The 714-nt window shown below is 44.0% G+C and carries 1 protein-coding gene and 1 pseudogene; both read left to right on the forward strand.

Annotated features, from left to right (window positions below; genetic code table 11):
- Positions 1-193 (forward strand): annotated as a pseudogene (locus HMPREF0860_RS08630) (hypothetical protein); the annotation flags it as partial.
- Between the two features lie 6 nt (positions 194-199).
- Positions 200-409, forward strand: coding sequence for a hypothetical protein (locus HMPREF0860_RS08635; protein WP_231364249.1), 210 nt, complete (start codon positions 200-202; stop codon positions 407-409).
- The last annotated feature ends 305 nt before the right edge of the window (positions 410-714 follow it).

Genomic DNA, 714 nt, shown 5'->3' on the forward strand with positions numbered 1-714 from the left:
GGACATAGCTGTGCAAAGAGAAGAAGAAAGAGAAATTGCACTGAAAGAAGGCATTGCACAGGGTGAAGCGAAAGGCTCACATCAAAAAGCGCTTGAAACGGCGAAGCTTATGCGAACGCACAACTATCCGATTGCCGAAATCTGCACGATGACCGGCCTTTCTGCTAAAGAAGTTGAAAATCTTTCAGAATGAGTAGGAATGAACATGCTCATAGCCGAATACGATTACGATGTGGACATAGCTGTGCAAAGAGAGGAAGAAAGAGAAATTGCTCTGCAGGAAGGCATTTCCGCCGGCTCACATCAAAAAGCGCTGCAAGATGCGGCTAATTTCAAACGGCTCGGTGTTTCAATCGATATTATCGCCCAAGCGACCGGCCTCACCGAAGCGGAAATCGAACAGTTGTAAACAGATCTGTCCCGCGCGGCAGCAATTCGTCACATCTTCGACTACCTCACGTTTTGCCTTTTTTCATTTATATGCTTTTTTCCGTGTATACATTTCCGGCGTGCCCGCTCTGAAAACAATAATTGATAAAACGAAAATATCACGTGTCCTTGATAAATAATTAATAAAAGTTGTGAAAATCAGCGGAATATGTTATAATAATCATAAGATAGTGGAAAGGTTCGGCATCGGAAGACGTGCATCTTACAAAAGTTTTCAGAGGAGGTACGATACAAAGCGCGGCTAAAATAGCGCCGCCGCTTTGT

The organism is Treponema socranskii subsp. socranskii VPI DR56BR1116 = ATCC 35536 (assembly GCF_000468115.1).
GTDB classification, from domain to species: domain Bacteria; phylum Spirochaetota; class Spirochaetia; order Treponematales; family Treponemataceae; genus Treponema_D; species Treponema_D socranskii.